Below are 9,744 nucleotides of genomic sequence, written 5' to 3'. Positions count from 1 at the left end.
TATCCGCCCCGCCACGACCGAGAGCTTCCCGATCAGCGCCGGGTCGCGCTTGTCGGGGGCTGTCATGATCGCGTGGTCCAGTGCCCGGTCACAGCCGCAGGGGCAGGGGCTGCGGCCGGGTCCGAGCAGCGCCGGCAGGCGCGCAACCAGCCCGCGCGCGTTGGCCGAGTTGCCGGTCAGCGTCTGGATGATGGCGGTGATGTCGACCTCGCCATGGTCGGGGTGCCAGCTGTCGTAATCGGTCACCATGGCGACCGAGGCGTAGCAAAGCTCTGCTTCGCGGGCCAGCTTGGCCTCGGGCATGTTGGTCATGCCGATCACGTCGCACCCCCAGCCGTCGCGGTAGAGTTTCGATTCGGCCAGCGTCGAGAACTGCGGCCCTTCCATCGCCAGATAGGTGCCGCCGCGATGCACCGCAATGCCCTGCGCTTCGGCAGCCCGCTCACAGGCATCGCCGAGCCGGGCGCAGGTGGGATGCGCAAGGCTGACATGGGCAACGCATCCGGTGCCGAAAAAGCTCTTCTCACGGTCGAAGGTACGGTCGATGAACTGGTCGACGATCACGAAATGCCCCGGTGCGATCTCTTCGCGGAACGAACCGCAGGCGGAAATGCTGATCACATCGGTCACGCCGAGCCGTTTCAGCGCGTCGATATTGGCGCGATACGGGACGGTGGTGGGGGAATGGACGTGGCCGCGGCCGTGGCGGGGCAGGAACGCCATGGGTACCCCGTTCATATGCCCGGTCAGGATCTCGTCCGACGGATCGCCCCAGAGGGTCCCGACAGGTTGCCACCGCGCATCCAGCAGCCCGCCGATTTCGTAAAGACCGCTGCCCCCGATCACGCCGATCATCGTTTCCATAGCTCTCTCCATGGGTGACTCGCGCGGCAGATTAGCGGCGACAATAGCGGGGCGGAAGTGCGGGGCGCGAAATCCTGTCGCGCGTCGCGGTGGGCGCTATGACGCGGGATGCGTTCGGGCGCATAGGTGGCGCGCGCGGATATCTGTACCGGGAGCTTCAAACAATGATCTGGCTCGAACTGCTTGTCACCCTTCTGGCGCTCTACATGGGTGCGCGGATCGGCGGCCTTGGCATGGGCATCACCGGCGGCCTTGGTGTCGTCGTGCTCTGTTTCGTCTTCGGGCTCGTGCCCGGTGAACCGCCGATCGAGGTGATGCTCATCATCCTGGCGGCGGTTACCGCTGCCTCGGCGCTGGAAGCGGCGCGCGGCATGGAATGGCTGGTGCAATTGTCCGAACGCCTGCTGCGCCGCTATCCCAAGGCGGTGACCTATCTTGGACCGCTGGTGACCTATACGATGACGGTATCGATCGGGACGGGACATACCGTCTATGTCATCCAGCCGATCATCGCCGATGTGGCGCGCAAGACCGGTATCCGCCCCGAGCGGCCGCTGGCGGTTTCCTCGGTCGCATCGCAACTCGGCATCACGGCCAGTCCGCTGTCGGCGGCGATCGTCTGGCTGGTGACCCAGTTCGAGGAGCGCGACATGCCCTACACCCTGGGCGATATCCTGATGATCACCATTCCGGCGACATTCACCGCCCTGATGATCGCCGCATTCTTTCAGACCTTCGTCGGGGTCGAACTGAAGGACGACCCGGAATACCGGCGCCGGATGGCCGACCCCAGACTGCGCGCCGAGATCGAAGGCTCCGATGCGTCGCTGCTTGGCGTGACCCTGCCGGCATCGGCGAGACGGTCGGTCTATATCTTCCTCGCCGGGCTGGTGTGCATCGTTCTTCTCGGGGTCTTTCCCGAACTGCGCCCGATCGGCGATGCCGAGACGGGCAAGCCGGTGAACATGGGCGGCGTGATCCAGATGGCACTTCTGTCGGCCGCCGCGATCATCGTGCTGTTCTGCAAGGTCGAGGCCAAGGCCATGGTGGCCGGGCCGGTGTTCCGCGCCGGGATGAGCGCGGTGGTCGCCATCTTCGGTATCGCCTGGCTGGCCGATACGTTCGTGACCAACAACCTCGACACGATCACCCCGGCGATCGAGGGCATGGTCTCGCAGTACCAGTGGATGTTCGCCTTTGCCTTCTTCCTGGTGTCGATCATCGTCAACAGCCAGGCCGCGACGGCACGGATGCTCGGGCCGCTTGCCTTCCAGCTTGGGATAGCACCGGCGACCCTGATCGGGATCTTCCCCTCGGTCTATGCTTATTACTTCATCCCGAACTATCCCAGCGATCTGGCGACGGTGAACTTCGACCGGACCGGGACAACGCATATAGGGAAATACCTGCTCAACCACAGCTTCATGCGGCCGGGCCTGATCTGCACCTGGGGATCGGTGGGAATCGGGCTGCTTCTGGCGCACCTGCTGCTCTGAGCGGCTTCGGTGTGGCCTGACCCGTGGCGGCGCGTGATCGCTCCCGGGGATGTTCTCGGGAAGCCGGGGAAAACCGCTTTCGCCGGCGCCCATAATTTGCCATCATGACCACAGCGGCGTGTGAATTGTTTTTCGAAGCTCGCCGATATCTGTTCATTGCGAGTGTTGCCGATGCGGCCGTCACCATCGCCGGTGGCCGGTTCTGTGGCGTGGATTTCAGGCTGACGCAAATCCACCCATGGCAGGCCGGCCGGGTGCAGCGCGCCCGTGCGGCGGGTGCCGGGCACGGCGGGTCCATTATTCACAATTCATATTGGAGACTCGGATGAAAACGGGTGTGGGTACGGTTGTGGTGCTGGTGTTGGGGTTGGCTGTGCCGGCGGCGGCCGATCCGGCATTTGGTGTCGGGATCAGCCTTGTTCTGGATCGCGGCAAGCGTGTCGACGGCGGGATCGCGTTTCGGGTATTTTCCGATGACAGGCCCTACGACATCGTCGCGTCGGTCGGTATCGATTTCCTGTTTCGCAGCAAACGCATCCGCCCGACGATCGGCGCGGCGTATCTGGACAGGCGGGCCTTTGTCGGCCTCGATCTGGGATACGACTTCCAGATGGAAGCGCTGGACATCGGTATCAGCGCCGGTGTGACCGAAACCGACCAACCGGCACGGAAAAGACCTGCGAAGCCTTCCACACCTGCGGCAGCGCCTGCACCGCGGCCAGCGACTCCGGTGCCTGCGGCACCGGACCCGGTTGTCACGCCTGTCTCGCCGCCGACACCCGGACAGCCCGCACCGCCGCCCGAAACGCCGCCGCCGGCGCAGGAGCCCGGCCCTGATCCGCAGGAGCCCGATCCCGATCCGCCGGAAGGCGGAGGATTGATCTGAGGGACGGCCCGCCGCGCAGTTCTATTCGCCCGGGCGTTTCATCTCGAACATCTCGGTGATCCGGGCGAAATCGCGATAGCCGAGGCGGGTGAGCGGCTGGTACAGGGTGACGTCGAAACGCCCGTTCCGCAGGCAATCGTCGCGCTGGTGGATACCCGTGACCTCGCCAAAGGCAACCTGATTGGCCGGCCCCGGCAATTCGACGATCTGCGTCAGGCGGCATTCGAGCGTCGCCGGCGCGCCGGCGGCGCGCGGGCAGTCTATGGTCTCGCATTCGGCGCGGTCGATTCCGGCCAGCTCGGCTTCGTCCACATCCCTGTCCCAGGTACCGGAGGTAAGGTTCATGGCCTCGCGCATGGCATATTCCACCACGTTCACCGCAAAGACCCCGGTGTTGCGGATATTGGCCAGCGTGTCCTTGGTGCCGTCGCGGTCGTGTTTCCTGCCGGTCGTGGCGAACATCACCTGCGGCGGGGTATAGGCCACCGCGTTGAAAAAGGAATAGGGGGCAAGGTTTTGCGAGCCGTCCGGTCCGCGCGTGGAAATCCAGGCGATCGGACGCGGCGTCACGATGGCATTGAAGGGATTTTCGGGCAGGCCGTGCCCGTCCTCTGGCCGGTAGAACATGGCTGGTGTCTCCTTTCCGAAACAACTATCGCTGAAAAAACAGTGTTTCCAGCGTGAATGGCGGGGCGGTCGGGTGAACCTCGGGGAAGAACGGGCAGAGGATTGGTGGGAGGTCGAGGCCCTGCTCGACAAGTGTTTTGCGCCCGGGCGCACGGCGCTTTCGTCCTATCGTCTGCGCGAGGGGATCGAACCCGTTTCCCGGTTGTGCCTTGTCGCGCGCGAGGACGGTATCGTCGCCGGTGCGATCCGGGTCTGGCCGGTCGATGTGGCGGGCCATCCGGCGGCGCTGGTTGGACCGGTGGCGGTGCATCCCACACATCAGGGCGAGGGTCTGGGCGGCATGATGATCCGCGAGGTCATACGCCGCGCCGGCGAGACCGGCTGGCGCCGCATGCTTCTGGTCGGCGACGCGCCCTATTATGGCCGTTTCGGCTTTGTCCGCCTCGACGCCGTTGTCATGCCACCGCCCACCAACCCCGATCGCGTTCTGGGCGTTGGAGACTGGCGCGGCATTACCGGGCCGGTGGCACGCGCTTCGTCCGGAGCGGCGCGCCCGGGGCGTTCGCGCTCCATGTGACCGGTCGCGGGCCCGATGCCAATGGGGCGATCAGATTGTCAGGGCCGGCTGAACCGCGATGCTGCCGGAAAACCGGCACCCCCTATGACATGGCGGCCCCGGTTCCGGGGCGGCCACATGCCAGTCTTTACGCCGGTCCGGCGGACGATTTGTGCGTGAACCGAAGGCTCAGTGCAGGCGGGCCTGTGCCAGCAGGCGGATATCAGCGATCGCCTTGCCGGGGTTCAGCCCCTTCGGGCAGGTCTGGGTGCAGTTCATGATGACGTGACAGCGGTAGAGCTTGTAGGGATCCTCGACATTGTCGATACGCTCGCCCGTCGCCTCGTCGCGGCTGTCGACCATCCAGCGCAGCGCGTTCAGCAACGCGGCCGGGCCGAGATACCGGTCGCCGGTCCACCAATAGGCGGGGCAGGACGCGGTGCAGGATGCGCACAGGACGCATTCGTAAAGCCCGTCGAGCTTGGCGCGATCCTCGGGCGACTGGAGCCATTCCTTCTCCGGGGCGGGGGTCTTGGTTTCGAGCCACGGCATGATGTCGGCGTGCTGGGCGTAGAACAGTGTCAGGTCAGGCACCAGATCCTTGACGACCGACATGTGCGGCAGGGGATAGATCTTGATGTCACCCTTCTGTTCGCTGATGCCCCAGATGCAGGCCAGCTTGTTGATCCCGTTGATGTTCATCGCGCAGGAGCCGCAGATGCCCTCGCGGCAGGAGCGGCGGAAGGTCAGGGTCGGGTCGATCTCGTCCTTGATCTTGATCAGCGCGTCGAGAATCATCGGCCCGCATTTGTCGAGGTCGATGAAATAGGTATCGATCTGGGGATTTTTCCCGTCATCGGGATTCCAGCGATAGATCTGGAACTTGCGGACATTCGTGGCGCCTTCCGGCCTGGGCCAGGTCTTGCCCGTCTTGATCCGGGAGTTCTGGGGAAGAACAAGTGAAAATTGAGTCATCTCTCACCTCGGCATGCTGCGGGTGGCGCGTGGCGCGACCGCGTGGCGTGGGGTTGTCGTTGCGGGCTGGTGACATTGCCGGCGCGCGCGCGCACGGGCCGGAGCCCGTGTTCTGACAGTAGGGCGTGCGCGCCGGGACAGCATCAGTAGACCCGTGCCTTCGGCGCGATCCGCGCGGGATCGATTCCGCCCTCTTCTGGCGGGATCGTCGGATCGACATGTACCGGACGGTAGCGAAGCGTCACCTGCGGACCGGCGACATAGGCCAGCGTGTGCTTGCGCCAGTTCTCGTCGTCGCGGTTGGGGTGATCCTCGGAGGCATGCGCACCGCGGCTTTCCTTGCGCGCCTCGGCCGAAACGATGGTCGCCATCGCGCAGGCCATGAGGTTGGTCAACTCCAGCGTTTCCATCAGATCGCTGTTCCAGACCAGCGAGCGGTCGGTGATCTTCAGATCGTCGACCTTCTCGGCCACGGTCATCATCTTGGTGACGCCCTCGGCCAGCGACTTGTCGGTACGGAAGACTGCCGCGTCGTTCTGCATCGTCCGCTGCATCTCGCCGCGCAGTTCGGCGGTCGGGATGGCGCCGTCGGCGTTGCGGAAATGCTCGAAGCGGGCAATGGCCGCGTCGAGGCTGACCTGGTTGATCTCGTGGTTCGGGGACGCGGGATCGACGATCTCTCCCGCCCGGATAGCGGCGGCGCGGCCGAAGACCACCAGATCGATCAGCGAGTTGGAACCCAGGCGGTTGGCGCCGTGCACCGAGGCACATGCCGCCTCGCCCACCGCCATCAGCCCCGGTGCGATGGCATCGGGGTTGTCCTCGGTCGGGTTCAGCACCTCGCCCCAGTAGTTGGTGGGAATGCCGCCCATGTTGTAGTGGACGGTCGGAAGCACCGGAACCGGCTCTTTCGTCAGATCGACGCCGGCAAAGATCTCGGCGCTTTCGGTGATGCCCGGCAGCCGTTCGGCCAGCGTTTCCCTGGGCAGGTGATCGAGGTGCAGGTTGATGTGGTCCTTGTTCGGGCCGACACCGCGACCCTCGCGGATCTCGATCGTCATGCAGCGGCTCACCACGTCGCGGCTGGCGAGGTCCTTGTAGGTGGGCGCGTAGCGCTCCATGAACCGTTCGCCTTCGGAGTTGGTCAGATATCCGCCCTCGCCGCGGGCGCCCTCGGTGATCAGGCAACCCGAGCCGTAGATGCCGGTCGGATGGAACTGGACGAACTCCATGTCCTGCAACGGCAGGCCGGCGCGGGCGATCATCCCGTTGCCGTCGCCGGTGCAGGTGTGGGCCGAGGTCGTGGAGAAGAAGGCGCGGCCATACCCGCCGGTGGCGAGCACCACCATCTTGGCGTTGAAGACATGCAGCGTGCCGTCGTCGAGTTTCCACGCCAGAACGCCCTGGCAGACGCCGTCTTCCGACATGATCAGGTCGGTGGCGAAATACTCGATGAAGAATTCGGCCTTGTGCTTGAGCGACTGGCCGTAAAGCGTGTGCAGGATGGCGTGCCCGGTGCGGTCGGCGGCGGCGGCGGTGCGCTGAACGGCGGGGCCTTCACCGAATTCGGTGGTGTGTCCGCCGAACGGGCGCTGATAGATGCGGCCCTCCTTGGTGCGCGAGAAGGGAACGCCGTAATGCTCAAGCTCATAGACGGCCTTGGGCGCCTCGCGGACCATATATTCCATCGCGTCGGTATCGCCGAGCCAGTCGGACCCCTTGACGGTGTCGTAAAGGTGCCATTGCCAGTTGTCCGGGCCCATGTTGCCGAGCGAAGCGGCGATGCCGCCCTGGGCGGCGACAGTATGCGAGCGCGTCGGGAAGACCTTGGTTACACAGGCGGTCTTGAGCCCCTGTTCGGCCATGCCAAGCGTTGCCCGGAGCCCGGCGCCGCCGGCGCCGATGACGACCACGTCGTATTTGTGGTGTGTAAGATCGTATGCGGTCATTTCTTTACTCCAGTGCTCAGCCGGCGGCGCCCAAAGAGGCGGCAATCAACATCTTGACCAGGGAATAGAGCCCCAGGCCGCAGAAAAACCAGCCGAGCAGGGTGGTGGTGATCATCCCGGCGAAGTCCCATCCATGGGGTACGTAATCCTCGAACACCTTCTTGATGTTGAAGCGCCAGTGATAGGTGGCGCTGACGATGAAGAGACCGAGGATCGTGGCGTTGAAGGCGGAGTTCACGCCTTCGAGGACGACTTCGTAAGGAGCCCCGATCAGCGGGGCGATGCGGAACAGGAAGAGGATGACCAGCACGGTCATCGCATAGGAGCTGTAGGTGACTTCGAGCTGGTGCTCGGCACCGTGGCGGATCGAACCCTTGCCCTCGGCGCGTTTGCGGTCGGTATAGTAGTGCATGGCTTAACTCCGGGTCAGGCGATGAGCAGCAGGATCGAGATCAGCACGGCCAGAACGCCCGAACCGAAGACGATGGCCCAGCCCAGTTTCTCGGCGGTGGGCAGGTCGAGCATGACGGATTCGTCCCAGATGATATGCCGGATGCCGCCCAGCATGTGGTAGCAAAGCAGCCAGATCACGCCGAACCAGACAATATAGGCAAGCCACCAGCCCGTCAGCCATTCCATGTTGGCGGCATAGACCTCGGGCCCGGCGGCGGCGGCGAGCAGCCACCACAGGACGAGGACGATACCCGCGGTCAGCCCGTTGCCGGTGATCCGGATCAGGATCGAGCTTACCATGAGAATGTGGGTTCTGTAGATCGTTAGGTGGGGCGACATAGGGCGGTTCGCCCGGTTCACGTCTGCCATGAGATCTGGCTCCTTCAGTTGTTGCGGGCGCGCCCGCCTTTGCTCCCGTTCTAGTATGTCCCGCGCCGGTGTCACGCCCAATGCGCCGGGTTCGCGGCGCGGCTTATTGGCGCGAGCCGGCCGCCGCAGCGCGCAGGCGCTTCGCGTTTGCCGGCTGGTCGGGTATGATCGGCGTCCGTCCTTTCTGCCTGTCCAACCATGTCCATCGTTTGACCGCAGGTCAATCTTGGTCGCGCCCGGGGCGCCCCTCGGTGCGATCAGACCGGCATCAGGGCCCAGTAGTCGAGATCGAGCAACACATCGGGCAGGTATTTTCCATCGCTGTCTAGCAGGGCGAACGGCTCGCCGCCCCGGGTCGCCACCAGCCGCAGGCGGATCGCGCCGACACCCGGCGCGCCGGTCTCGGCCTTGTCCAGCACCTCGGACCACGCCCTGACGGTATCGCCGGCGAAACAGGGGTTGGCATGTGCCCCGGCGTTCAGCCCGACGATCATCTGGGCGTTGGCCAGCCCGTTGAAAGACAGCGCGCGCGCCATCGATATGACATGACCGCCATAGATCAGCCGTTTGCCGTCGGGGCGGAAGGTGGCGTCGAAATGCACCTTGGCGGTGTTCTGCCACAGCCGGGTCGCCATCATGTGCTCGGCTTCCTCGACGGTCACGCCGTCGACGTGATCGATCGTCTCGCCGATCGCATAATCGCCCCAGCGATGCGGCTCTCCCGCCAAAGTGAAATCGTACCGGCTGAAATCGAGCCCGCAGGGGATCGCAAGCCTGCCCGGCTCAAGGACCGGCGCCAGCACGGGCACGACAGGTTCGGGCGCCGGCGCGCCGGGATCGGCCTTGCGCACCATGACCCAGCGCACATATTCCAGCACCGGCTCGCCATTCTGGTTGCGCCCGGTGGTGCGCACCCATACCACGCCCGACTTGCCGCTGGAATTCTGCCTGAGCCCGATCACCTCGCTTTCCGAGGCGAGCGTGTCGCCCGGATAGACGGGTTTCAGAAAGCGCCCCTCTGCATAGCCGAGGTTGGCCACCGCATTCAGCGAGATATCTGGAACCGTCTTGCCGAACACCGTATGAAAGGTGAGCAGATCGTTGAACGGGGCCCCGGGCAGGCTGCAGGTGCGGGCGAATGCGTCGGACGAGGCCAGCGCGTGCCGGTCGGGATAGAGCGCGTGGTAAAGCGCGCGTTCGCCGCCCGAAAGCGTGCGCGGCACGGCATGGGTGATGGTCTCTCCGAGCCGGTAATCCTCGAAGAACCGGCCCGGATTCGTCTTGGCCATGCTCAGAGTTCCCCCAGCTTGAGATCGGGGTGATAGGTGCCGGTCACGTCCTTGACCACGGCCTGACCGCAGCGCATCGTGCCGCGCGCCGCGTCGAAGGCATAGGTCGGGTCGCCATGCAGGTGCCAGCCCTCGTTCAGCGCGCGGGTGACCTTGTGGCAGAAGGCCGACGTGTCGTCTTCGGTGAGAAAGCGGTATATCTTCATGGGGTCATCCGAATACCGGATAGCCAAGCCATCCGTGAATGTAGCCGACGATCAGCAGCAGGACGGCGCTCGCG

11 protein-coding genes are annotated in these 9,744 nt (G+C 64.8%); 3 read left to right on the top strand and 8 right to left on the bottom strand.

Annotated features, from left to right (window positions below; genetic code table 11):
• The coding region (locus ACK5IR_RS07115) for an S-methyl-5'-thioadenosine phosphorylase (RefSeq protein WP_416927333.1) at window positions 1-864 on the bottom strand (864 nt) is incomplete at its 3' end.
• A 164-nt stretch (window positions 865-1,028) separates the two neighbouring features.
• On the opposite strand from ACK5IR_RS07115, the gene ACK5IR_RS07110 reads away from it, so the two are divergent.
• Together ACK5IR_RS07110 and ACK5IR_RS07105 are read left to right on the top strand one after the other, a co-directional pair.
• Window positions 1,029-2,360, top strand: a complete 1,332-nt coding sequence (locus ACK5IR_RS07110) for an anaerobic C4-dicarboxylate transporter (protein WP_416927331.1) — start codon at window positions 1,029-1,031, stop codon at window positions 2,358-2,360.
• Window positions 2,361-2,685: 325 nt separating this feature from the next.
• Complete coding sequence (locus tag ACK5IR_RS07105; protein ID WP_416927329.1) at window positions 2,686-3,246, top strand: hypothetical protein; 561 nt, start codon at window positions 2,686-2,688, stop codon at window positions 3,244-3,246.
• 21 nt (window positions 3,247-3,267) lie between these two features.
• Here ACK5IR_RS07105 and ACK5IR_RS07100 read toward each other — a convergent pair whose 3' ends face one another.
• Window positions 3,268-3,873: a flavin reductase family protein gene (locus ACK5IR_RS07100; RefSeq protein WP_416927327.1), complete on the bottom strand. Its 606-nt coding sequence runs from the start codon at window positions 3,871-3,873 to the stop codon at window positions 3,268-3,270.
• A 73-nt stretch (window positions 3,874-3,946) separates the two neighbouring features.
• On the opposite strand from ACK5IR_RS07100, the gene ACK5IR_RS07095 reads away from it, so the two are divergent.
• Entirely contained in the window at window positions 3,947-4,450 is a 504-nt protein-coding gene (locus tag ACK5IR_RS07095) for a GNAT family N-acetyltransferase (protein WP_416927325.1), read from the top strand.
• Window positions 4,451-4,618: 168 nt separating this feature from the next.
• On the opposite strand, the gene ACK5IR_RS07090 is transcribed toward ACK5IR_RS07095, so the two are convergent.
• The 6 genes from ACK5IR_RS07090 to ACK5IR_RS07065 all read right to left on the bottom strand — a co-directional run bounded on the left by ACK5IR_RS07090 (window position 4,619) and on the right by ACK5IR_RS07065 (window position 9,670).
• On the bottom strand, window positions 4,619-5,404 hold the full coding sequence (locus tag ACK5IR_RS07090) for a succinate dehydrogenase iron-sulfur subunit (protein WP_416927323.1): 786 nt from the start codon (window positions 5,402-5,404) through the stop codon (window positions 4,619-4,621).
• Between the two features lie 143 nt (window positions 5,405-5,547).
• Window positions 5,548-7,353 carry a succinate dehydrogenase flavoprotein subunit gene (gene sdhA / locus ACK5IR_RS07085; protein WP_416927321.1) on the bottom strand — a complete coding sequence of 602 codons (1,806 nt, stop codon included), beginning with the start codon at window positions 7,351-7,353 and terminating at the stop codon, window positions 5,548-5,550.
• A gap of 16 nt (window positions 7,354-7,369) precedes the next feature.
• Complete coding sequence (locus ACK5IR_RS07080) at window positions 7,370-7,765, bottom strand: succinate dehydrogenase, hydrophobic membrane anchor protein (RefSeq protein ID WP_416927319.1); 396 nt, start codon at window positions 7,763-7,765, stop codon at window positions 7,370-7,372.
• Between the two features lie 14 nt (window positions 7,766-7,779).
• Window positions 7,780-8,175, bottom strand: a complete 396-nt coding sequence (gene sdhC / locus ACK5IR_RS07075; RefSeq protein ID WP_416927317.1) for a succinate dehydrogenase, cytochrome b556 subunit — start codon at window positions 8,173-8,175, stop codon at window positions 7,780-7,782.
• Between the two features lie 257 nt (window positions 8,176-8,432).
• Window positions 8,433-9,464 carry a MaoC family dehydratase gene (locus ACK5IR_RS07070; protein ID WP_416927315.1) on the bottom strand — a complete coding sequence of 344 codons (1,032 nt, stop codon included), beginning with the start codon at window positions 9,462-9,464 and terminating at the stop codon, window positions 8,433-8,435.
• Between the two features lie 2 nt (window positions 9,465-9,466).
• Window positions 9,467-9,670, bottom strand: coding sequence for a DUF1737 domain-containing protein (locus ACK5IR_RS07065; protein WP_416927313.1), 204 nt, complete (start codon window positions 9,668-9,670; stop codon window positions 9,467-9,469).
• Between the last annotated feature and the right edge of the window lie 74 nt (window positions 9,671-9,744).

The organism is Tropicimonas sp. (genome assembly GCF_047971885.1).
Lineage (GTDB): Bacteria > Pseudomonadota > Alphaproteobacteria > Rhodobacterales > Rhodobacteraceae > Tropicimonas.
Note: the sequence above shows the minus strand (reverse complement) of the source record. Positions and strands in the feature narration are given on the sequence as shown.